Genomic DNA, 21,073 nt, shown 5'->3' with positions numbered 1-21,073 from the left:
GCCCGAACCGGTCGCCGACGCGGCAAGTGTCCTCGCCTGACGAATGAAGGCGTCGATCTCGCCGGCGTTGGATTGAGGCTTGACCGGCGCAGGACTGGTCCTCGCTGGCACAGGCTGCTTCTTATCACTCATGAAAAACAAGATGTGGCGTTGCCACATCGCTTGCAAGCCCCACATCGGGCGGTGCAAAGGGCCAGGCGGTGATGCCACCTGGGGTCAGAGCAGACCGAGATCGGCCAGCTCGCGCCTGAGTTTCGGCGGCATCTCGATCAATCCGGCCTTGCCCTTGCCCAGATCGAGCGGCGCGTCCGCCGGTTTCAGGTAGCGCCAGCCCTGAAAAGCCCGGCGCGGCTGCCAGTCGGTGCGTACAACCTCGGGGTCGAGTATCAGATGGCAACGGCCCATGCCTTCACTGTCGGTGAACGGCCGGATTTCGGTGATCAACTGGCGGCACTGCACATTGCCTTTGATCACCCAATAGAGCGAACCGCCATCGGAAACCTCGGCGCCGCGTGTCGGCATCATGCGGGTGGTGTGATACTGCTCGACCGGCTCACCGGCGCGCCGCCGCTCGTCGAGGCGGAAGGCGATCCACTCTTCGAGATCCTCGACGCTGTCGCAGCCGACACAGAGTTTTATGAGATTGAGAGACATCGCTTAAGGTTAGTCCCGCACGCGAACGCGTCAACGACCGGATCGACTTCTCCACAGTGGCGGTTTAGGCCAGCCTTCAGCACTCCACGACGTTGACTGCAAGCCCGCCAAGGCTGGTTTCCTTGTACTTCTCGTTCATGTCGAGGCCGGTCTGGCGCATGGTCTCGATCGCCGCATCGAGCGGTACGAAATGGATGCCGTCGCCCTTGATGGCCAGTGACGCTGCGGTCACCGCCTTGACCGCGCCCAGCGCATTGCGTTCTATGCACGGCACCTGCACCAGCCCGCCGACCGGATCGCAGGTCATGCCGAGATGATGTTCGAGCGCGATCTCGGCGGCATTCTCGACCTGCTCGGGCGTGCCGCCCATGACGGCGCACAGGCCGGCCGCCGCCATCGCCGACGCGGAGCCTACCTCACCCTGACAGCCGACCTCGGCGCCCGAGATCGATGCGTTGGTCTTGATGATGCCGCCAACGGCGGCAGCCGTCAGCAGGAAATCACGAATGCTCGGCTGGTCCGCCTCGGGATGGAAATGCAGCCAGTAGCGCAGCACCGCCGGCAGCGTGCCGGCAGCGCCATTGGTCGGCGCGGTGACCACGCGGCCGCCGGCGGCATTTTCCTCGTTCACGGCCATGGCGTAGATCGACAGCCAGTCATTGGCGAGCAAAGGATTGGGCTTGTTCTGCTGCCACTGCTCCTGCAGCTTATCGTGCAGCATGCGGGCACGGCGGCGCACCTTCAGCCCACCCGGCATGATGCCATCCTGCGACAGGCCACGGTCGATGCAGCCCTTCATGGCGCTCCAGATTCCGTCGAGGCCGGCGTCGAGCTCCTCGCGCGTCATCTGCGTCTCCTCGTTGACGCGTTTCATGTCGGCGATGGAAAGGCCGCTTTTGCCGGCCATGGCCAGCATCTCGACCGCATTCTTGAACGGATAAGGCACTTTCTTGCCTTCGGTTGTCACCGAACCCTTGGCTTTCATCCGCTGCAGTTCTTCTTCGGAAACCACGAAGCCGCCGCCGATCGAATAATAGATGCGCTTGAGCAGCAGGCGGCCGCCGGCGTCATAGGCGTAGAACGCCATGCCGTTGGCGTGACCGGTGAGCGGCGTCTTGCGGTCCAGCACCAGATCGGTGGCCGGATCAAAGCGATAGGAGGGATGGCCGGGCGGCGAAATGCGCTTTTCGGCGGCGATGCGGCTGGCAATGCCATCGGCCTGGTCGGGATCGACCGTCTGCGGCGTCAGACCGGCAAGGCCGAGCATGACGGCGCGATCACTGCCGTGGCCAATGCCGGTGTAGGCGAGTGACCCGTGCAGGCTCGCGCCAAGCCGGTCAACCTTGACGCCCGCCGGACGCGGCCAGTCATTTCCCGCGACCTCGTCGAGAAACCGCGCAGCGGCGGTCATCGGCCCCATCGTGTGCGAACTCGAGGGTCCTATGCCGATCTTGAACAGGGCGAAAAACGAAAGGAACACGCGGCGTTGTCTCCTGGAGTCAGGTCGAGGACTACATATAGGAATTCCCACGATGTTTCCGCTCTTTTGGAAATCGCGGCGCTGCACCCGCCGACCTTGTTTGCTCCGGCAGCGACATTGGTACGATCGCTGTATGCGGACATCGAAGCGATTGCGCTGAATGTGATAAATTCAGTCCATGGGCGATTCCCTCGATCTTTCGACAGCCGATCTCGCGGCGCTGGCCTTCTTCCTCGTCGCGTGGCTGCTGCACACGTTCGCCTCCGATGGCAAGCTGGTCAGCCGCATATCGCTGACGACGGCGATGAATGCACAGCGGCAAGCCTGGATGCGGACCATGGCCGAGCGCGAGATCCGCATCGTCGACACCGCCATTATGAGCGGGCTGCAGCAAGGCACCGCCTTCTTCGCCTCCAGCTCGCTGATCGCCATCGGCGGCTGCTTTGCCCTGCTCGGCGCGTCCGACCGGGTTCTTGAAGTGCTCAGCGACCTGCCCCTGGGTGGCGCGCCGTCGCGCGCGGCCTTCCAGATAAAGGTGTTCGGGCTGGTGCTGATCCTGGCGTTTTCGTTCTTCAAATTCGGCTGGGCGTACCGGCTGTTCAACTATTGCACGATCCTGATCGGCGCCGTGCCGATCCCGCATGGCGAAGCCTCACGCAATCCGGTCACCGAAACGGCGGTGTGGCGTGCGGCGCAAATGAACATGCTGGCCGGAAAGCACTTCAACTCCGGCCTGCGCGGGGTGTTCTTCTCGATCGGTTATCTCGGCTGGTTCGTCGACCCCATGGTGTTCGTGTTGTCGACGCTGTTGCTGCTGGCCGTTCTGGTGCGGCGCCAGTTCTTCTCGGCCGCCAGGCAGGCGGTGATCGGTCAGCCGCCTGGAAAAGGCTGATTGATCCGGCCAGACAGCCAATAGGCAAAAAGCCCGATCCATTCGCGGATGGCCATGGTGGTGGCCTGCAGTGAGTCGGCCGGATTATCGCGGAACAGCCCGATGCCTTCTTTGCCCGAGGTGCGATAGTCGACCGGCCAGGGAACGGTGGCGAAGCCAGCCTTGTCGAACAGCGCCTTGGCGCGCGGCATATGGAAGGCTGAGGTCACGAGCAGCCAGGTCTCGCCGGGCTTCGGCGTGACCAACTCCTTGGTGAAGACCGCGTTCTCATAGGTGTTGCGGGATTTGTTCTCCAGGATCAGACGATCGGCGGCCACGCCAAGCGCGGTGAGCAGGCGCGGCGCGGTTGCGGCATCGCCCTCGCCATCGAGAAACAACGCGCCGGTGCCGCCGGAGACGACCACCTTGGCGGTGGGAAAGCGCCGGGCCAGAACTGCGGTCTCGACCATCCGATCGCCGCTGCCGGCAAAGGTCGACGGCATCGTCGTGCTCGGCGGCGGCGGGCGCGCGAAGCGCTCTTCCAGCGGATTGAGCATCATGGCGCCGAGCGACGTCCACGCCGACAACGCAAGGAGCAGAAATGCCAGCACGCTGCCGGTGGCCGCCAGCCGCCGGCGCCCGATCATGGCCGCGAGCAATCCCGCCAGCAGCAGGAAGATCGCCAGGTTGAGCGGCTGGATGAAGAACCAGAAGATCTTGGAAAGGTAGAAGAACATAGGAGCCGGATGTCCCTCGGAGTGCCCGTCGATTTATACGAAATCTACGCTCTGGCACGAATAACGGCAATATCTTACAAATAAGGATACACAATGGAAAATATGCACAGCGGAATTACGGTCAACGCCAAAATGTAAAAACCAACGCCGAGCCAATATATTCCCGGATCTTCGCTTTTCCGGTGTAATCCTGTCCTTGTCTTGAGCGTTTTCGTTTTCAAAGCTGAGATCAGTACAGGAACACCGCGCCAAAGCCAGTAGCAATAGAGCGGCAGAAGGATGGCCAGCAGTAGCAAGCTGGCAAATCCATACGACATGATCTTTTCGTTCTCTACCACCACTTCTCCGGCTGGAACGTGCCTGCGGCCTGCTCGATGACGGCGGCGGTCTGGAACAGCGTTTCCTCGTCGAACGGCCGGCCGATCAGTTGCAGCCCGAGCGGCAGGCCCTTGGCGTCGAGCCCGGCGGGTACGGCGATGCCCGGCAGGCCGGCCATGTTCACCGTGACGGTGAAGATGTCGTTGAGGTACATCTTGACCGGATCGGCAGCCATGTCCTCATCGGCGACGCCGAAGGCGGCGGACGGCGTTGCCGGGGTCAGGATGACATCGACGCCGGCGGCGAAGACAGTCTCGAAATCGCGCTTGATCAGATTGCGCACCTTCTGCGCCTGCAGATAGTAGGCGTCGTAGTAGCCGGCCGACAGCACATAGGTGCCGATCATGATGCGGCGCTTGACCTCGCGGCCGAAACCGGCGGCGCGGGTCTTCTCATACATGTCGACGATATCCTTGCCCGGCACGCGCAAGCCGTAGCGGACGCCATCATAGCGGGCGAGGTTGGACGAAGCCTCGGCGGGCGCCACGATGTAATAGGCGGGCAGCGCGTATTTGGTGTGCGGGAGGGAAATGTCGACAATCTCGGCGCCGGCGTCCTTCAGCCAGGCAATGCCCTTCTGCCACAGCGCCTCGATCTCTTCGGGCATGCCGTCGACGCGGTATTCCCTGGGAATGCCGACCTTCATGCCCTTGATCGGCTTGCCGATCGCGGCCTCATAGTCCGGCACCGGCCGGTCGACCGACGTCGTGTCCTTCGGATCGACCGAGGCCATCGACTGCAACAGGATCGCGGCATCGCGTACGTCGCGCGCGATCGGGCCGGCCTGGTCGAGCGACGAGGCGAACGCGACGATACCCCAGCGCGAGCAGCGGCCATAGGTCGGCTTGATGCCGACCGTCCCGGTGAAGGCGGCCGGCTGGCGGATCGAGCCGCCAGTATCCGTCGCGGTCGCGCCGGCGCACAGGAAGGCGGAGACTGCCGTGGCCGACCCGCCAGAAGAGCCACCCGGCACCAACTGCGCATTGTCCAGGCTGCGCACGGTCCTCGTGCCGCCGGCCGAGACGAAGCCGCCGTCGCCCTGATGCGTCGTCGGCATCACCGCAGTATCGAGGCGCGAGCGCCGCCACGGATTGATGACCGGACCATAGTAGGACGTCTCGTTGGACGAACCCATGGCGAACTCGTCCATGTTGAGCTTGCCGAGCATAACGGCGCCGTCGGCCCACAGATTTGACGTAACGGTCGATTCGTAGCGCGGCTTGAACCCGTCGAGCACATGGCTGCAAGCCTGCGTGTGGACGCCTTCGGTGCCGAACAGGTCCTTGATCCCCAACGGAATGCCTTCCAGCGCACCGCCCTCGCCCTTGACCAGCCTGGCGTCGGACGCCTTGGCCATGTAGCGCGCCTTGTCGCCGGTCACGGCGACATAGGCATTGAGCGCCGGATTGGCGCGCTCGATAGCGCCGAGATAGGCCTCGGTGATCTCGGTCGCGGTGATTTCCTTGCCGCGCAGCTTGGCGCGGGCCTGTGAAATCGTCAGCTGGGTCAGGTCGCTCATCAAAGGCTCTTTTCGTAAAACACCGACCACTCAGAATCGGGATAATCCAGCACCGGGCCGCAACGCGAAAACCCGGCGCGTTCGTAGACTGTCCACGCCGCGGGATGACGATCGCCCGTCTCCAGCACCAGTCGCTTCAGTCCCTCGTTGCGCGCCAGCGCCTCGACCCGCTCAACGATTTTCGCGCCGATCTTCTGGCCGCGATGCGACGGCCTGATATACATGCGCTTGACCTCGCCAATGGCGCCGTCATGACGCTTCAGCGCGCCGCAGCCTTCAATGGCCAGGCCTTTATCTCGGGCGATGAAAACCGTCGTGTCCTCACCGGCCATCTGCTCAACCGTCAAATGGTAGCAATGCTCCGGCGGCGTCAGTTCGAGCAAGGTCTCGTTGAGTTCGGTGACCAGCCCGCGCAGGTCGTCCTGGAGCGGCGTCTCAATGGCGATCTCGATTGCCATCGGCGGACTTACTCCACGACCTTCGGCACGAGGAAGAAATTCTCTTCGGTCGCCGGCGCGTTGACGACGATGTCGGCCGCCTTGCCGCCGTCGGTGACGACATCGCTGCGCTTCTTCATGTCCATCGGCGTCACCGAGGTCATTGGCTCGACACCGGAAACATCGACCTCGTTCAGCTGCTCGACGAAGCCCAGAATGGCGTTCAGCTCGCCGGTCATCCGTTCGGCATCCTCTTCGCTCACCGCGATGCGGGCGAGATGCGCGACGCGCTTCACTGTCTGAAGATCTACGGACATGTTTTTGCCTCGGGGAAAACCAGTTCGGGCTATAGCGGCGCCGCGCGCGCTGCGCAACATGCATCGTGCGAGAGACCAGGCTGTGCCGACGGCCCGCTCGTCGGCTCTCAGAATACGTCTATGGCAGGGCAACGCCTTCGCACAGATAGTAGCTGCCGCTGTTGCCGCTTGCTTCGCTTTCGTCGTCGACGGGCCGAACCGACACGAGATCGATCTGGCTCGCGTTCATTTGCGTCACCGAGAGAACGTCGGGAAAGACATAACCCGGTTCCTGGCAGATGGCCGTCACCGCCCAGCTCGGCGAAGCCGTCGCCTTGCTGATCTGCAGAAACTCGCAATTGTATTCGACGCTTTGCAGGCCATATGCCGAAAGCACGATGTTGCCGGCGTCGATCAGCGTTTGCAGCGTGTCCTTCTTGGCCTGTTTGCAAAGCTCCTCGGACTGAAGGTAGACGCCTTCGATGAAATCATCCGCGGCGAGCGCGGGCGACGCCGCGACCAGTATGGAAACGCAAAAAGATTGCCTCAAAGCCATGGTTTTATTCCATTTTGGCTGCTTCTAAATCGTAATCGTCTCGCCAATCTTGGGCAAAGCCACCTTGATGCCGGATCCTTCCAGGCCGGCCTCGAACTTGTCGGCGGTCGGGTCGATCATCGGAAAGGTGCCGAAGTGACAGGGAACCACGGTGTCGAACTTGAAGAAGCGCCGGCAGGCAAGTGCGGCCACCGCGCCTCCCATGGTGAAGCGGTCGCCGATCGGCACAATGCCGATCTTCGGCTCGTGCAACTCGTTGATCAGCGCCATGTCGGAAAAGATGTCGGTGTCGCCCATGTGGTAGAGCGTCTTGTCTTCAGGGAAATGCAGGACGAGGCCGCCCGGATTGCCGAGATAGGTGTTCTGGCCACCTTCGCCGGGGAACGAGGATGAATGCAGCGCCTGGACGAAAGTGGTGGTGAAGCCGCCGCAATCGACGGTGCCGCCGATGTTGCCCGGGTTGATCTTCTTGTCGCTGGCGCCCTTGCCGACCAGGTACATGCAGATCTCGAAATTGGCGACTAGCTGGGCGCCGCTTTTGCCAAGCACTTCCAGCGCGCCGCTGATGTGGTCGCTGTGGCCATGCGTCAGCAGTACATGCGTGATTCCCTCCGCCGGTCCCTCCCAGCCGCCGGTCCAGGACGGATTGCCGATCAGATAAGGATCGATGAGGATCTTGGCATCAGCGGTCTCGATGCGAAAGGCCGAGTGGCCGTACCAGGTCAGTTTCATGAATGCATTCCTCGATTTTTATCTTGCCAAAGGATAGAACGCCGACGGCCCCGAGATCAAAGGGTTACTGTGTCCACCACGCGTTTGACAAAACACGTGGTGGTGAAAGGCGAAGGACAGCCGGTGGGCATTATCACGATCGAGGAATTGCCGGCGCGGCTGACTGGCGGCAAGACGCTGGCGGGACTTGACCTCGGCGACAAGACGATCGGCGTCGCGGTCTCGGACCAGAGATTTTCCTTCGCCCATCCGCGCCCGGTCATCATGCGAAGGAAATTCTCGCTCGATGCGGCGGTGCTGCTCGCCTTGCTGCATAAGGAGAATGCCGGCGCGGTGGTGATTGGGCTGCCGATCAACATGGACGGTTCGGAAGGTCCGCGTGCGCAGAAATCGCGCGCCTTCGTTCGCAACATGGCCCAGATGAGCGACCTGCCCTTCGTGCTCTGGGATGAGAGACTATCGACGGTCGCGGCCGAAAGAACGCTGATCGAGATGGATTTCTCGCGCCGCAAGCGCGCCGGCAAGATCGATTCGGCGGCAGCCGCGTTTATTCTGCAGGGAGTTTTGGACCGGCTTCAGTCGCTCCACGCATCCGTTCGAACGGAACCGGACCCGCCCAGCGCTGTCTGACCCAGCCGGCGATTTCGCGGCGACGGCGGAAGGCCCAAAGCGCCATCAGCAGCAACCCGTCGAAGACGCACGTCTTCGCCACCATGCCGGGAATGATCGCCGGATCGATGCCGAGCATCTGGCCATAGAGCTGGAAGAAGAAGTCGTGCATCTGTCGGCTGAGCATCGTGTAGCCGAAATTGAGATCATTGGCCGACAGATAGAACCAGCCCCAGAAAATCGCCATCGGCGCCGCCCAGAACCCGAAGATGTAACGCATCAGCGGCCTCCCCTGTGATTGGAGCCGGTCTTGGAGACCGTTCGGCCTGATATGAGTGAGAGCAGCGAATTGTGAGCCGCGGCTTTTGCCATGTCATGCGCGACGGCATGGATCTCGCTTTCGCCGGAAGCCGCTGCCGCAACCACGGACCGCCGCTCGGCAAGCATGGCGACATAGGACGCCAGAAGTGCCGTCAGCTGCACGGCAACCGCCATGAACAGCCCGTTGATGCCTTGCGCAGCACCTCCGATGACGATCAGCGACAACATGCCGGACGCGCAGATGAAGGCGATGCGGGCGACGCTGTCGGCGCCGGGACTGGTCGCGTCGTTGACCAGGGCTTCGACAAAGGCCCAGAAAAACAGAACCGCGACGACAAGCAATGCGGTGGCGAGCGGCGCCACGACAACGAAATTGTCGAGGTCGACGAAGCGGGTACCCTCGATTGTGGTGCCCAGCACGCCGAGCGCCGCCGCCACACCCCGGTTTCCGTCGATGCAGATGAGCGCAAGCAGGGCGAAAACAATCGCCCAGTGCAAGGCCAGAAAAGAGGTCAGTACCTGTCGCATCGGTGTTCCTGCTTCGCAAAGCAAGAGACGGCCAATCTGAACCATTCCCTGCTCGCGCCGGGACAATGGGCCTTGCCGTGCGCCATCGCAACGGAAACCATTTGTTAAGGTTAACGGTGATTAGCCATACGCGGGAGGATGCCCGCCAACGCGTCAAAACTGTGGATGGCGCCGATTTTTGCGATGCTCGCCGCTCAGTTCACCGGCGGATAGAGCGTGTCGATGATCATGCGTGCATCGTGGCGCGAATCGATCATGCCATAGGTGTTGCGCCATTGGCCGGCCAAACGCGTCTCGACGAAAGCGTCGGCGATCCGCCCTGCCCCCAGGCGGCGCAATTCCGCCGCCGCAGCCGACAGTGCCAACTGCTCGGTCAGCAGCCGGGCCGAACCTTCGTCGGTTGAGGCAACCTGCATCGCCGCCTTCAGAACGCCGATCGTGCCGCGTCCGCCGGCGCCGAGATCACGGTCGATGCCGGCCAGCACATCCTCGAACAGGCCGGGCGCACGGCCGAGCACGCGCAGCACATCAAGCGCCATGACATTGCCCGAGCCTTCCCAGATCGCGTTGACCGGGGCCTCGCGATAGTAGCGGGCGAGTGGCGCCTCCTCGACGTAGCCGTTGCCGCCTAGGCACTCCATCGCCTCATAGAGCAGCGGGGGCGCGATCTTGCAGACCCAGTATTTGACGACCGGCGTCATGGCCCGGGCAAACGCCGCCTCGCCGCGATCGCTGGCCGCCTCGTCGAAGGAGCGCGCCAACCGGAACGACAGCGCGGTGGCGGCGGCGACGTCGAGCGCCATGTCGGCCAGAACGCGCTGCATCAACGGCTGCTCGATCAGGGTCGAACCGAACACCTGGCGATGGCGGGCGTGGTGAACGGCCTCGGCGAGGCCCGCGCGCATGATCGCCGACGAGGCGATGGCACAATCGAGCCGGGTCAGGGTGACCATGTCCATGATCGTCTTCACACCGGCACCGGGTTCGCCGACCATCTCGCCGATGGCATTGACGAATTCGACTTCGGAGGAGGCGTTGGAACGGTTGCCGAGCTTGTCCTTCAGTCGCTGAAAGCGGAAGCCGTTGCCCGAACCATCACCGAGAACGCGCGGCACGAGGAAGCACGACAGCCCCTCCGGCGCCTGCGCCAGCACCAGGAACGCATCCGACATCGGCGCCGACATGAACCATTTGTGCCCCGTCAGACGATAAAAACCGCTGCCGGCGCGTTCCGCCCTCGTCACATTGGCGCGCACATCGGTGCCGCCCTGCTTCTCGGTCATGCCCATGCCGAGCGTCAGCCCGGCCTTCTCGACCGGCGGTTTCTGGCTCTGGTCGTATTTGCGCGTCGTCACGCGCGGCGCCCATTCGCGAAACAGTTTTGGGCTGGCCATCAAGGCCGCCAGCGAAGCGTTGGTCATGGTGATGGGGCACAGATGCCCGGTCTCGAGCTCAGCCGTCAGATAAAACCGGGCGGCACGGACCTGATGGCGGCGGCCGATCTCGGTGTCGCCGTTCTCCCACACCGAGGAATGCAGCCCGTTGGCCACAGAGCGGCGCATCAAGGCGTGATAGGCGGGATGGAACTCGACCACGTCGATGCGCCGTCCCTGGCGATCATGCGTCCTGAGCTTCGGCGTCTCGACATTGGCGAGGCGCGCCAGTTCCTGCGCCTCCTGCGTCAGCACGAAGCGGCCGAGACCGTCGAGATCTTTGCGCACCGGATCGGAAAAACGCTCCGCGAGCTGGATCAGCAACGGATCGCCCCGCCAGGCGTTGCCGCCCGTCAGCGGCGGCGGCTGGTTCGTCACGTCGTCGGTCACGCCCAATCCTTCTATCGTCAGAAAGCCACGAATCCGAGGCTGTCGGCTAGATATAGCCAAGCCATGCAGCGCGCGCGATGAAAATACCGGCCGATACAATCGGCCATCTATACGAAAAAATTGAGGAGAACGGCTGCAATGCAAAGCTGGCGCTTGCAGCCGCAAAGTCTCCACCCTATAGCAGCGCCTTGAGATGACCGACGCTTCGTCCCCCTATCCTCATCGCCATCTTCTGGGCATCCGCGACCTTTCCCCCGCCGATATCGAGCTGTTGCTCGACAGGGCGGACCGAGCGGTCGCGATCTCGCGGCAGTCCGAGAAGAAAACCTCGACGCTGCGCGGCCGCACACAGATCAACCTCTTTTATGAAGCCTCGACGCGCACGCAGTCGTCGTTCGAGTTGGCCGGAAAGCGGCTCGGCGCCGATGTGATGAACATGTCGGTTGCGAGCTCTTCGGTGAAGAAGGGCGAAACGCTCATCGATACGGCGATGACGCTGAATGCGATGCGGCCCGACATATTGATCATCCGTCACCAATCGGCCGGTGCGGCCGCGCTTCTGGCGCAGAAGGTCGGCTGCTCCGTCGTCAATGCCGGCGACGGCGCGCATGAACACCCGACACAGGCGCTGCTCGATGCGCTGACCATTCGTCGCGCCAAGGGCCCGCTGTCGAAGCTCATCGTGGCAATCTGCGGCGACATCCTGCATTCGCGCGTGGCACGTTCCAACATCATGCTGCTCAACGCGCTCGGCGCGCAGGTGCGCGTCGTCGCACCGTCGACGCTTCTGCCCACCGGCATCGAGAAGATGGGCGTCATCGTCACCCGCTCGATGGCCGAGGGCCTCAAGGACGCCGATGTGGTGATGATGCTGCGCCTGCAGCGCGAGCGCATGGAAGGCGCGTTCGTGCCTTCGGTGCGCGAGTATTTCCGCTATTTCGGCCTCGATGCGGAAAAACTGAAGGCGGCCAAGGGCGATGCGCTGGTGATGCACCCCGGGCCGATGAACCGCGGCGTCGAGATCGCCTCGGAAATCGCCGACGGTCCGCAGAGCGTCATCCAGGAACAGGTCGAAATGGGCGTCGCCGTGCGCATGGCCGTCATGGAAGCGCTGCTCGATCCGCGCCGCAACCACGAGGGCCGTGGGGCATGAGCATAACGGTTTTTGAGCGCGCCCGCATCGTTGACCCCTCGCGCGGCGTGGACGAGGTCGGCACTGTCATCGTCGATGGCAAGAAAATCCTTGTCGCCGGCAAGGCGGCGCTGAACCAGGGCGCGCCCGAGGGCGCAACCGTTGTCGACTGCGCCGGCAAGGCGATCATTCCAGGCCTGATCGACGGCCGGGTCTTCATCGGTGAACCGGGCGGCGAGCATCGCGAGACTATCGCGTCGGCAAGTGTCGCGGCGGCGGCCGGCGGCGTCACCTCCATCGTCATGATGCCCGACACCGATCCGGTGATCGACAATGTGGCGCTGGTCGAGTTCGTGCTGCGCACGGCCAAGGACACGGCCATCGTCAACGTCTTTCCGGCCGCGGCGATCACCAAGGGCCTCGACGGGCGCGAAATGACCGAGTTCGGCCTGCTGCGCGAAGCCGGCGCGGTCGCCTTTACCGATGGCCGCCACACCATATCGAGCGCGCTGGTGATGCGCCGCGCGCTGACCTATGCGCGCGACTTCGGCGCCACCATCGTGCACGAGACGCAGGATGCGGACCTCGGTTCGTCCGGCGTGATGAACGAGGGCCTCTACGCCAGCTGGCTGGGCCTCTCCGGCATTCCGCGCGAAGCCGAATCCATCCCGCTGGAGCGCGATCTGGCCCTGGCGCGGCTGACGCATGGTTCGTACCATGCAGCAAAGATCTCGACGGCGATGGCAGCAAACGCCGTCACACGTGCGAAAGCCGACGGGGCGACGGTGACGTCAGGCGTGGCGATCCACAATCTGTCGCTCAATGAAAACGATGTCGGCGAATACCGCACCTTCTTCCGTCTGACCCCACCTTTGCGCGCCGAGGAAGACCGGCTGGCGATGATCGAGGCGGTCAGGGACGGCACGATCGACATCATCGTCTCCTCGCACGATCCGCAGGATGTCGACACCAAGCGCCTGCCCTTCGCCGATGCGGCGGCCGGCGCCATCGGGCTGGAGACCCTGCTGAGTGCGGCCCTGCGGCTCTACCACAATGGCGACGTGCCGTTGCTCAGGCTTATCGAGACCCTATCCACCGCTCCCGCAAAACTGTTCGGCCTGCCCGGCGGCACGCTGAAGCCGGGCGCTGTCGCCGATCTTGCGCTTGTCGACCTCGACGAACCCTGGATCGTCAGCGAGAGCGGCATTCGTTCGCGCTCGAAAAACACCTGTTTCGAAGGCGCGCGGCTGCAAGGCAAGGTCTTGCAAACGCTGGTTGCGGGCCGCACAGTGTTCTCCGTCTGAGCCGGCTACCGCGCACCGCGCGTGATCCGGCTTGTCAGGGGGAAATGCGGGGGAAACAATGACTTACAGCCTCATCCCAGCACTCGTGTTTGGCTATTTGCTTGGCTCGATCCCGTTCGGGCTCCTGCTGACGCGCGCGGCCGGCCTTGGCGATGTGCGCAAGATCGGCTCCGGCAATATCGGCGCCACCAACGTTCTGCGCACCGGCAACAAGGGCCTTGCCGCCGCGACGCTGCTGCTCGACGCGCTGAAGGGCACGGCCGCCGTGCTGATAGCAGCCCATTTCGCGCCTGACCTGGCGATCTGGGCCGGTCTCGGCGCCTTTCTCGGTCATCTCTTCCCGGTCTGGCTCGGTTTCAAGGGCGGCAAGGGCGTCGCCACCTATCTCGGCGTGCTGATCGGCCTTGCCTGGCAGGTGGCGCTGATCTTTGCCATCGCCTGGCTGGTGATGGCATTCCTGTTCCGTTATTCCTCGCTGGCGGCGCTGACGGCGGCGGTCATCGTGCCGATCGCCCTCTATGTCCTGAGCACACCGCAGAATGCGGCCTTGTTCGTGGTTATGAGCATCATCGTTTTCATCAAGCACCGGGAAAACATTTCGCGCCTGCTTGCCGGCACCGAGGGCAAGATCGGAGCCAAGGGGTGAGCGAGCCTGCCGCCGTGGTGAGTGGGCCGGCCGCCGGGCCGCGTCTCAGCGACCGGCAGCGGCTGAGCTGGCTGCGGCTGATCCGCACCAAGAATGTCGGCCCCGCATCCTTTCGCGACCTCATCAACCGTTTCGGTTCGGCCGAGGTGGCGCTGGAGATACTGCCGGAACTGATGATTTCAGGCGGCGCCATCCGGATCGCTCGCATCCCTTCCATTGCCGAAGCCGAGGCCGAACTGGAATTAGCCGGAAAGGCCGGCGCCCGCTTTGTCGGGATCGGTGAAGCAGATTACCCACCCCTATTGCGCAACATGGACCATCCGCCGCCGTTGCTGGCGGTAAAGGGCAACGCAGCTGTTTTTCGGCTGCCGGGTGTCGCCATCGTTGGGGCACGCAACGCGTCCCTGGCCGGCATCAAGATGGCACGCATGCTGGCGGCCGACCTCGGCCGCGACGGCTACGCAATCGTCTCCGGCCTTGCGCGCGGCATCGACACGGCGGCGCATCAGGGCAGCCTGGCGACCGGCACGATCGGCGTCCTGGCTGGCGGTCTCGACCTGCCTTACCCGCCTGAAAATGCCGGCCTGTGCGAGGAAATCGCCGAGCGTGGCGCCATCATCTCGGAAATGCCGTTCGGCTGGCAGCCGCGCGCCCAGGATTTTCCGCGCCGCAACCGCCTTGTCGCGGGTGCGGTCCTTGGGCTGGTGGTGGTCGAGGCAGCGCAACGCTCGGGCTCCCTGATCAGCGCCCGGCTTGCGGGCGAAATGGGCCGGCTGGTCTTCGCCGTGCCGGGCTCGCCGCTCGATCCACGCGCCGCCGGCACCAATGGCCTGCTCAAGGATGGCGCCACCCTGGTCACCGACGCAGCGGACGTTTCGCGGGCAATCGCTCCGCTGACCGGCATGCGGGCGCCCGACGTGCCGCCGTTCGAAGAGCCGCCCGACTTCTCGGCCACACCACCGCCCGGCGAAAGCGACCGCGCCCGCGTCATCGAGGCGCTCGGCCCGACGCCAGTGGCGGTCGACGAGATCATCCGCCACACCGGCCTGCACCCGGCCCAGGTCTTCATGGTGCTGCTGGAACTCGACCTCGCCGGCCGCCTCGAGCGCCATGCCGGAGGGAATGTTTCGCTGGTGTTCGGGGAGCCTTCCGTCTGACGCTGTTCGCATTTTCGCGCCGCCGAACTCCTTCGAGAAGCTCGGCGAGGATGGCCTTTTCAGCCGGCTTTCCGCTTTGCCGCGCCTGTGCTCATCTGTTCGACGCCAAGACCGGCCGGCGATTGTAGGGCAAAGGTCTGATATCCCGAGGCAAAGGTCTCAAGCAAAAGTTGGCTCTTGCCACTCGCGTCCGTTGGCACCAATCTCGCTCAGCCGCTCATCGGTGGATGTCGGCATGACAGGATCTTGCCATGACCCGCGATCAGATGCTCGCCCACCTGCGGTCCGCCGATGCCGTCGCGCGTGACACGGCGGCGCATGGGCACCATCCGTTCGGTTGCGTGCTGGTCGGGCCGGACGATCGCGTGCTGATGCGGCAGGGCAATCTCGACACGGTGCGCCATGCCGAGACGGAGCTCGCCCGGCGCGCGGCGGCGGCCTATGAGCCGGAGTTCCTGTGGCAATGCACGCTGGTCTCAACCTTCGAGCCGTGCGCCATGTGCGCCGGCACGATGTATTGGGCCAATATCGGGCGGCTGGTTTACGGGGTCGAGGAGACCGAGCTGCTGGCGCTCACCGGAGATCACGCGGAGAATCCGACGATGAGCCTCTCTTCGCGCACAGTCCTCGACTCCGGCCAGAAAAAGATCGAGGTCTTTGGCCCCTTCCCCGAAATCGCCGACGAGTTGCTCGCACCGCACCGCGATTTCTGGAAGCGTTGACGGCTTCCCCGCCCGTTGTGGTGTGCCCTTCCCGAGAGATGGATGACAGTTCATCGGGTGGATTTGGTGAGCGCGATGGGATTCGAACCCATGACCTACTGATTAAAAGTCAGTTGCTCTACCGGCTGAGCTACGCGCTCCCGCGGGCGAAAGGCGGCCCTCGAAATTGCGCGGAACATAGGGAGAGTGCCTCGACCGGTCAACCGGAAAAAAAGGGCTCGCAAACACGGGCGGCTTCGCCCTGTCGCGACACTTGCCAGCCGCGCCATCGGTGGGAGAACAGCCAAGGGAACACTGGCATTTCTGCCCGACAGCGGCATCCAGTCTGGGGAACAATTGTATGCGCCGCTCGTTTTCCCGGCACAGGGACGTCCGCCAAAACCATCGAGGAGAAAACCAATGAACAGAATCACAACGAGCCTTCTGGCGGCCACTCTCTCCGCCACATTCGTTGCGGCGGAGGCCGTGTCGGTTAACGCCCAATCGAACTATGTGCCGCAATCCCAGGCCGCGATGCCGGATGTGCAGACAGTCCAGTACCGGGAGTGGCGCAAGGACCGCTACAATCGCAATTTTTCGCGTGACCGCAGTTTTTCGCGCGACCGTAATTTTTCCCGCAATCGCGGCGCGTATTGGAACGGCCATCGCGGCTATCGCGAATATCGCCCCGGCTACCGTCGTCACGGCGATTATTGGTTCCCGCTTGCGGCGTTCGCGACTGGCGCGCTGATCACCGGTGCCATCATCAACAACGAGAACAACCGCGTCTACGGAGGCAACGCCCACGTCCAGTGGTGCTACGACCGCTATCGCAGCTACCGTGCTTCGGACAACACGTTCCAGCCGAACTACGGCCCTCGCAAGGAGTGCCGTTCGCCTTACTGATCAAGGCGCGTTTAAGTAGCTGAGATACGTTGAGTGGAGCTCGCGCCGGCAACGGCGCGGGCTTTTGATCGATTGGCCGGACGAGAACAGTTGCCGTCAACTTGCCCAGTTGATGCTCTTGAGCATCAGATAAAAGCCACCGCCGTCCTCTCTGTTGGGACAACGATAGATACCCAACCCATTGCAGATACGGGCCATCACCGCACTGAGTTCCCAACCAACCACTGTCCGCATCCGTCGCATAGGCTTGGGCCAGTTCGTCAATGCCATTCTGCTCTCCGAAGGATCGAACCAGCTTTGCATCGCTGAGGAGCTCGCTGGGCAGGCTTGAATTTGCCCAAGCCCACAGCCAGTTGCCGGCCTCGGTGCTCGTTGAGCCGACAATCTGGATCTCGGTGACCACCTCGGCGACCCGGTCTTGCGAGAACAGAAGCGTTCCGGCCGTCAGGTCGTAGTCATAGCGCGAGCAATCGCCGAGGCGAAACTCCTTGTTCGAGCGTGCATTTTTGGCCTTCAGCTGTTCGATAGCCTCGTCGCGCCAAGCAGGATACCAATCTGGCTGCATTCCTCGCGCCCCATCACCCACCACTGATGGCTGTTTATGACACGCTCAACGTCCGTCGCACAGCATCGCGCCAACCAGCGAGCTTGGCTACGCGCACGGAGCCATCCATGTCCGGCTGGAAGCGTCGTTCCAGCGCCCAGCTCTTCGCGAACTTCCTGGCATCCGGCCAAACGCCAGCTTTCGAGCCGGCCAGCCAGGCTGCACCGAGCGCGGTCGTCTCGAGAATGGTCGGGCGGTCGACCGGTGCATCGAGGATGTCGGCCAGACGCTGCATGGTCCAGTCCGACGCCACCATGCCGCCATCGACCCGCAACACGGTCTTGGCCGAAGCCCCCTTCCAGTCCTTGCGCATGGCGTCGAGCAGGTCGCGTGTCTGGTAGGCCACGGATTCAAGCGCGGCGCGGGCAAACTCAGCCGGGCCGGAATTGCGCGTCAGTCCGAAAATGGCGCCGCGTGCCTCGGCGTCCCAATGCGGCGCGCCGAGCCCGACGAAGGCCGGCACCAGGTAGACGTTTTGGGTCGGATCGGCTTCATCAGCCAATTTGCCGCTCTGCTCGGCCTTGCCGATCACCTTGATGCCATCGCGCAGCCATTGCACCGCAGCACCGGCAATAAAGATCGAGCCTTCCAGCGCGTAGGTCGTCTTGCCGTTCAGCCTGTAGGCAATGGTGGTCAAGAGCCGGTTCTTCGAACGCACCAGGTCGCTGCCTGTGTTGAGGAGCGCAAAACAGCCGGTGCCGTAGGTGGATTTCATCATGCCCGGCTCGAAACAGGCCTGGCCGATGGTTGCCGCATGCTGGTCGCCGGCGACACCGAGGATTCTTATCTCGGCGCCAAAGAGATTTTTCTCCGTGATTCCATAGTCATCGGCGCAGTCTTTCACCTCGGGAAGCATTTTTGCTGGGATGTTAAGGATCGACAGCAGCTCGTCGTCCCAGGCATTCTCAGCGATGTTGTAGACCAGTGTGCGCGAGGCGTTGGTGGCGTCCGTGGCGTGGACCTTGCCGCCGGTCAGCCGCCAGATCAAAAAGCTGTCGATGGTGCCCGCGAGCAGTTCGCCTTTCTCGGCGCGTTTTCTCGCACCCTTCACCTTGTTCAGTATCCAGGCGATTTTGGTGCCGGAAAAATAGGGATCAAGCAGCAGGCCGGTCTTCTTGGTGAATGTCTTTTCCAGGCCCTGCTTCTTGAGTTTCTGGCACAGCGGCGCGGTGCGCCGGTCCTGCCAGACAATGGCATTGTGGATCGGCTTGCCGGTCGCCTTGTCCCAGATGACGACTGTTTCGCGCTGATTGGTGATACCGAGTGCCGCCATGTCGGAAGCATTCCGGCCGGCCTTCTTCAGCGCCGCCTTCACGGTCGACACCACACTCGCCCAGATATCTTCCGGATCGTGCTCGACCCAGCCGGAGGCCGGATAGTGCTGGGCGAATTCCTTTTGCCCGCTGCCGGCGACCTTCATCTCGCCGTCGAACAGGATCGCCCGGGTCGAAGTCGTGCCCTGGTCGATGGCAAGGATGTATCCGGTCATTATGCCTCCCCGCTTAGTCTTTTACACAAACAGGGGAGACGGCAAGATGCCGCCTCCCCCAATGTCACACGGGCGCAGACGCCCGCTTAGAACAATCTTACTTCTGCCAGCTCTTCACCAGCTCGTCGTAATTGATGGTGACCGGCTTTTCCTTCTCGTTCTCGATCTTCAACTGAGGAGCCAGATTGCCCTTCTTGACCGCGTCGGCGTTCCAGTAGGCGAGATCATGCTCTTCGGCCATCTTCGGGCCGATATCGCCCTGGATGCCGGCCTTTTCCAGGCGTTCCATGACCTTTTCCTGCTCAGAGCAAAGCGAGTCCATCGCCTCCTGTGCCGTCTTGGCACCCGACGACGCATCGCCGATCGCCTGCCACCAGAGCTGTGCCAGCTTCGGATAGTCCGGAACGTTCGTTCCGGTCGGCGACCACTGAACACGGGCCGGCGAGCGGTAGAACTCGATCAGGCCGCCGAGCTTCGGAGCGCGTTCCGTGAAGCTCTTGTCCTGGATCGTCGACTCGCGGATGAGCGTCAGGCCGACATGGCTCTTCTTCACGTCGACCGTCTTCGACACGACGAACTGCGCATAGAGCCAGGCGGCCTTGGCGCGATCGTCAGGCGTGGACTTGAGAAGCGTCCATGAACCCACGTCCTGGTAGCCGAGCTTCATGCCGTCCTTCCAGTAGACGCCATGCGGCGAGGGAGCAAAGCGCCATTTCGGGGTGCCGTCCGCGTTCACGACCGGCAGCCCGTCCTTGACGAAGGAGGCGGTGAAGGCGGTGTAAGTGAACATCTGCTGCGCGACCGTGCCCTGCGACGGGACGGGGCCGGATTCGCCGAACGTCATGCCCTGGGCTTCCGGCGGCGCATAGGCCTTCAGCCAATCCAGGTACTTCTGGATCGAATACACGGAAGCCGGGCCATTGGTGTCGCCGCCGCGCGCGACGCACGAGCCGACAGGCTGCGACTTCTCGTTGACCTTGATGCCCCATTCGTCGACCGGAAGACCGTTCGGCAGGCCCTTGTCGCCATTGCCGGCCATGGACAGCCAGGCATCGGTGAACCGCCAGCCGAGCGAGGGGTCCTTCTTGCCGTAGTCCATGTGGCCATAGACCTTCTTGCCGTCGATTTCGCGGCCGGTGAAGAACTCGGCGATGTCCTCATAGGCCGACCAGTTGACCGGAACGCCGAGGTCGTAGCCGTACTTGGCCTTGAAATCGGCCTTGTTCTTCTCGTCGTTGAACCAGTCGTAGCGGAACCAGTAGAGATTCGCGAACTGCTGGTCGGGCAGCTGGTAGAGGTCGCCGTCCGGAGCGGTCGTGAACTTGGTGCCGATGAAGTCGGCGAGGTCGAGGTTGGGGTTAGTGACGTCCTTGCCCTCATTCGCCATCCACTTGGTCAGGCTGCGCGCCTGCTGGTAGCGCCAATGGGTGCCGATCAGGTCGGAGTCGTTGACGTAGGCGTCGTAGATGTTTTCGCCCGACTGCATCTGCGTCTGCAGCTTCTCGACGACGTCGCCTTCGCCGATCAGGTCGTGAGTGATCTTGATGCCGGTGATCGCGGTGAAGGCGGGCGCCAGAACCTTGGACTCATAGCTATGCGTATCGATGGTCTCGGAGACCACCTTGATGTCCATGCCGGCGAAAGGCTTCGCGGCATCGATGAACCATTGCAGCTCGGCTTCCTGGCCGGCGCGATCGAGCGTCGACAAGTCCTTGATTTCGGTATCGAGGAAGGTCTTGGCTTCGTCCATTCCGGCATAGGCCTGGCCTGCTCCCCAGAGCAGGACAAGCGCAGTCGTTGATGTTAAAAATTGCCTTCGCATTTCGTTTCCTCCACTTTTCAGTTTCAAGTGCGATCTGGAGCGGTCGCCGGCACGCGGTCGCTCCAACAGTTTCCCCCTCTATACGTAGCGGAACACGCCAACGGCGTAGACTACGGAGAGAGCGAGAGCCCACCACAGGTTGGGTCCGACAAGACCCAGCCAAGCGAGATGGATAAAGGCGCTGCCGAGCAGCGAAACAAAGAGGCGGTCGCCGCGCGTCGTCTCGAAGCGCAGGACGCCGACCCGGGGATTGCCGCCAGGCGAGGCGTATTCCCAGACCGCCATGCCACAGAGCAGCACCAGGATCGTGATGAAAAAGATTGCCGTCGGCAGCGTCCACGCCATCCAGGTGAGATTCATGGGTGTTTCTC

Annotated in this window: 24 protein-coding genes, 1 tRNA gene and 1 pseudogene; 8 read left to right on the top strand and 18 right to left on the bottom strand. The window is 63.0% G+C overall.

Features of this window, described 5'->3' with window-relative positions:
- Positions 1–216: 216 nt before the first annotated feature.
- Together EN749_RS10625 and EN749_RS10620 are read right to left on the bottom strand one after the other, a co-directional pair.
- Positions 217–654: a DUF1489 family protein gene (locus EN749_RS10625; RefSeq protein ID WP_128363093.1), complete on the bottom strand. Its 438-nt coding sequence runs from the start codon at positions 652–654 to the stop codon at positions 217–219.
- Between the two features lie 76 nt (positions 655–730).
- On the bottom strand, positions 731–2,134 hold the full coding sequence (locus EN749_RS10620) for an L-serine ammonia-lyase (protein ID WP_128363092.1): 1,404 nt from the start codon (positions 2,132–2,134) through the stop codon (positions 731–733).
- A 178-nt stretch (positions 2,135–2,312) separates the two neighbouring features.
- On the opposite strand from EN749_RS10620, the gene EN749_RS10615 reads away from it, so the two are divergent.
- Positions 2,313–3,026, top strand: coding sequence for a DUF599 domain-containing protein (locus EN749_RS10615; RefSeq protein WP_127399310.1), 714 nt, complete (start codon positions 2,313–2,315; stop codon positions 3,024–3,026).
- Here EN749_RS10615 and EN749_RS10610 read toward each other — a convergent pair.
- The 7 genes from EN749_RS10610 to EN749_RS10580 all read right to left on the bottom strand — a co-directional run bounded on the left by EN749_RS10610 (position 3,005) and on the right by EN749_RS10580 (position 7,660).
- Positions 3,005–3,742 (bottom strand): YdcF family protein, encoded by a 738-nt coding sequence (locus EN749_RS10610; RefSeq protein ID WP_128363091.1) that lies wholly within the window; start codon positions 3,740–3,742, stop codon positions 3,005–3,007. The genes EN749_RS10615 and EN749_RS10610 overlap by 22 nt on opposite strands.
- Positions 3,743–3,816: 74 nt before the next feature.
- The gene (locus tag EN749_RS10605) at positions 3,817–4,080 is read right to left on the bottom strand and encodes a hypothetical protein (RefSeq protein WP_127380105.1); all 264 of its coding nucleotides are present in this window, start codon (positions 4,078–4,080) and stop codon (positions 3,817–3,819) included.
- On the bottom strand, positions 4,074–5,639 hold the full coding sequence (locus EN749_RS10600) for an amidase family protein (protein WP_128363090.1): 1,566 nt from the start codon (positions 5,637–5,639) through the stop codon (positions 4,074–4,076). The genes EN749_RS10605 and EN749_RS10600 overlap by 7 nt, the downstream gene beginning before the upstream one ends.
- The gene (locus EN749_RS10595) at positions 5,639–6,097 is read right to left on the bottom strand and encodes a GNAT family N-acetyltransferase (RefSeq protein WP_128363089.1); all 459 of its coding nucleotides are present in this window, start codon (positions 6,095–6,097) and stop codon (positions 5,639–5,641) included. The genes EN749_RS10600 and EN749_RS10595 overlap by 1 nt, the downstream gene beginning before the upstream one ends.
- An 8-nt stretch (positions 6,098–6,105) precedes the next feature.
- Positions 6,106–6,393, bottom strand: coding sequence for an Asp-tRNA(Asn)/Glu-tRNA(Gln) amidotransferase subunit GatC (gene gatC, locus EN749_RS10590; protein ID WP_127272494.1), 288 nt, complete (start codon positions 6,391–6,393; stop codon positions 6,106–6,108).
- 118 nt (positions 6,394–6,511) lie between these two features.
- On the bottom strand, positions 6,512–6,928 hold the full coding sequence (locus EN749_RS10585; RefSeq protein ID WP_128363088.1) for a hypothetical protein: 417 nt from the start codon (positions 6,926–6,928) through the stop codon (positions 6,512–6,514).
- A 24-nt stretch (positions 6,929–6,952) separates the two neighbouring features.
- Positions 6,953–7,660, bottom strand: coding sequence for a metal-dependent hydrolase (locus EN749_RS10580; RefSeq protein WP_127380853.1), 708 nt, complete (start codon positions 7,658–7,660; stop codon positions 6,953–6,955).
- A gap of 123 nt (positions 7,661–7,783) precedes the next feature.
- Between EN749_RS10580 and ruvX the strand changes: the two genes are divergently transcribed.
- Positions 7,784–8,290 (top strand): Holliday junction resolvase RuvX, encoded by a 507-nt coding sequence (ruvX, locus tag EN749_RS10575; RefSeq protein WP_128363087.1) that lies wholly within the window; start codon positions 7,784–7,786, stop codon positions 8,288–8,290.
- On the opposite strand, the gene EN749_RS10570 is transcribed toward ruvX, so the two are convergent.
- The 3 genes from EN749_RS10570 to EN749_RS10560 form a co-directional block, all read right to left on the bottom strand.
- A complete protein-coding gene (locus EN749_RS10570) occupies positions 8,208–8,549 on the bottom strand; it encodes a DUF6105 family protein (protein WP_128363086.1) in 342 nt (113 codons plus the stop codon). The two genes, ruvX and EN749_RS10570, sit on opposite strands and share 83 nt — an antisense overlap.
- Positions 8,549–9,118 (bottom strand): hypothetical protein, encoded by a 570-nt coding sequence (locus EN749_RS10565; RefSeq protein WP_128363085.1) that lies wholly within the window; start codon positions 9,116–9,118, stop codon positions 8,549–8,551. Before EN749_RS10565 ends, EN749_RS10570 begins: the two co-directional genes overlap by 1 nt.
- A gap of 194 nt (positions 9,119–9,312) precedes the next feature.
- Positions 9,313–10,941: a DNA alkylation response protein gene (locus EN749_RS10560; RefSeq protein ID WP_128363084.1), complete on the bottom strand. Its 1,629-nt coding sequence runs from the start codon at positions 10,939–10,941 to the stop codon at positions 9,313–9,315.
- Between the two features lie 193 nt (positions 10,942–11,134).
- On the opposite strand from EN749_RS10560, the gene EN749_RS10555 reads away from it, so the two are divergent.
- From EN749_RS10555 to EN749_RS10535, 5 genes are all read left to right on the top strand, one after another.
- Positions 11,135–12,094, top strand: coding sequence for an aspartate carbamoyltransferase catalytic subunit (locus tag EN749_RS10555; RefSeq protein ID WP_127327334.1), 960 nt, complete (start codon positions 11,135–11,137; stop codon positions 12,092–12,094).
- Positions 12,091–13,377 (top strand): dihydroorotase, encoded by a 1,287-nt coding sequence (locus tag EN749_RS10550; protein ID WP_127397325.1) that lies wholly within the window; start codon positions 12,091–12,093, stop codon positions 13,375–13,377. Before EN749_RS10555 ends, EN749_RS10550 begins: the two co-directional genes overlap by 4 nt.
- 58 nt (positions 13,378–13,435) lie before the next feature.
- Positions 13,436–14,023 (top strand): glycerol-3-phosphate 1-O-acyltransferase PlsY, encoded by a 588-nt coding sequence (plsY, locus tag EN749_RS10545; RefSeq protein WP_127397326.1) that lies wholly within the window; start codon positions 13,436–13,438, stop codon positions 14,021–14,023.
- Positions 14,024–14,040: 17 nt separating this feature from the next.
- Positions 14,041–15,180 carry a DNA-processing protein DprA gene (gene dprA, locus EN749_RS10540; RefSeq protein WP_128363094.1) on the top strand — a complete coding sequence of 380 codons (1,140 nt, stop codon included), beginning with the start codon at positions 14,041–14,043 and terminating at the stop codon, positions 15,178–15,180.
- Positions 15,181–15,431: 251 nt separating this feature from the next.
- Entirely contained in the window at positions 15,432–15,902 is a 471-nt protein-coding gene (locus tag EN749_RS10535) for a nucleoside deaminase (protein ID WP_127322545.1), read from the top strand.
- Between the two features lie 64 nt (positions 15,903–15,966).
- Here EN749_RS10535 and EN749_RS10530 read toward each other — a convergent pair.
- A tRNA-Lys gene (locus tag EN749_RS10530) sits at positions 15,967–16,042 on the bottom strand.
- A gap of 259 nt (positions 16,043–16,301) precedes the next feature.
- On the opposite strand from EN749_RS10530, the gene EN749_RS10525 reads away from it, so the two are divergent.
- On the top strand, positions 16,302–16,787 hold the full coding sequence (locus EN749_RS10525) for a BA14K family protein (protein WP_128363083.1): 486 nt from the start codon (positions 16,302–16,304) through the stop codon (positions 16,785–16,787).
- A gap of 96 nt (positions 16,788–16,883) precedes the next feature.
- On the opposite strand, the gene EN749_RS38740 is transcribed toward EN749_RS10525, so the two are convergent.
- The 5 genes and pseudogenes from EN749_RS38740 to EN749_RS10505 all read right to left on the bottom strand — a co-directional run bounded on the left by EN749_RS38740 (position 16,884) and on the right by EN749_RS10505 (position 21,062).
- Positions 16,884–17,057 carry a hypothetical protein gene (locus tag EN749_RS38740; RefSeq protein WP_245491340.1) on the bottom strand — a complete coding sequence of 58 codons (174 nt, stop codon included), beginning with the start codon at positions 17,055–17,057 and terminating at the stop codon, positions 16,884–16,886.
- 19 nt (positions 17,058–17,076) lie between these two features.
- A pseudogene (locus EN749_RS39570) lies at positions 17,077–17,352 on the bottom strand (DUF6882 domain-containing protein); the annotation flags it as partial.
- A 34-nt stretch (positions 17,353–17,386) separates the two neighbouring features.
- Positions 17,387–18,880: a glycerol kinase GlpK gene (gene glpK / locus EN749_RS10515; RefSeq protein WP_128363082.1), complete on the bottom strand. Its 1,494-nt coding sequence runs from the start codon at positions 18,878–18,880 to the stop codon at positions 17,387–17,389.
- Positions 18,881–18,977: 97 nt separating this feature from the next.
- The gene (locus tag EN749_RS10510) at positions 18,978–20,702 is read right to left on the bottom strand and encodes an ABC transporter substrate-binding protein (RefSeq protein WP_127321930.1); all 1,725 of its coding nucleotides are present in this window, start codon (positions 20,700–20,702) and stop codon (positions 18,978–18,980) included.
- 78 nt (positions 20,703–20,780) lie between these two features.
- On the bottom strand, positions 20,781–21,062 hold the full coding sequence (locus EN749_RS10505) for a DUF2160 domain-containing protein (RefSeq protein WP_127269597.1): 282 nt from the start codon (positions 21,060–21,062) through the stop codon (positions 20,781–20,783).
- Positions 21,063–21,073 lie beyond the last annotated feature (11 nt).

This window comes from Mesorhizobium sp. M7A.F.Ca.ET.027.02.1.1 (assembly GCF_004022985.1).
Taxonomy (GTDB): Bacteria; Pseudomonadota; Alphaproteobacteria; order Rhizobiales; family Rhizobiaceae; genus Mesorhizobium.
Note: the sequence above shows the minus strand (reverse complement) of the source record. Positions and strands in the feature narration are given on the sequence as shown.